The 797-nt window shown below is 75.3% G+C and carries 1 protein-coding gene; it reads left to right on the forward strand.

What is annotated here, in order from left to right; translation table 11 throughout:
* Nucleotides 1–797: AAA family ATPase (locus DEIPI_RS34120; RefSeq protein ID WP_169737198.1), on the forward strand; the 797-nt coding region annotated here is incomplete at both ends.

Below are 797 nucleotides of genomic sequence, written 5' to 3' on the forward strand. Positions count from 1 at the left end.
CTGGAGGGCCGCCCGGCCCCGGCGGCGCGTCCGGCGTCCTCGGGTCATGTCGCCGCGCGGCCCACCGCGCTCGTCGGACGCGAGGACGCCTGGGCACGCATGGAGGCCGCCTGGGCCGCCGGGCAGGGCGTCGTCCTCACGGGGGATCCCGGCGTCGGCAAGACCCGCCTCGCGGAGGAGTTCCTGGAAGCGCACGGCGGCGGCCTGCGCTTCGAGGGCCGTCCGGGCGACGCGGGCGTCCCGTACGCCACGCACGCCCGCACGTACCGTCAGGTGCTCGCCGCCCTGCCCGACCTCGTGGTGGAGCCCTGGGTCCGGGACGAGCTCTCGCGGATCGTGCCCTCGCTCGGCGGGACGCCCGGCCCCATCGATTCCGACGAGCGCAAGCTGCGCTTCTGGGACGCGAAGGCGCGGCTGCTCGGTCAGGCGGTGGAGCTCGGCGTGCGCTGCCTCGTCTTCGACGACGTCCAGTTCATGGACGAGGCCAGCATCGAGGCGGGCGGGTACATCTTCCAGCAGCTCGGCTGGGGCCGTCCCGACGCCCCGTACCGCACCATCCACATCTTCCGGCGGGGTGAGCTCACGCCGTTCCAGCAGGGCATGCTGCACGTCCTGTCCACGGCGGGCCTGGTGGTGATCGTGGAGCTCGACCCGCTCGGCGAGCACGACGTCGCGCGGCTCGTGGACCAGCTCGGGGTGCCGGGCGGTGAGGGCGCCGCGCGTGACCTCGCGCGGCTCACGGGCGGCAATCCGCTGCTCGTGCTGGAGTCCGCGCGGGCGCTCGGGGAGGGCGCGGA

The organism is Deinococcus pimensis DSM 21231 (genome assembly GCF_000519345.1).
Classification (GTDB): Bacteria; Deinococcota; Deinococci; order Deinococcales; family Deinococcaceae; genus Deinococcus_A; species Deinococcus_A pimensis.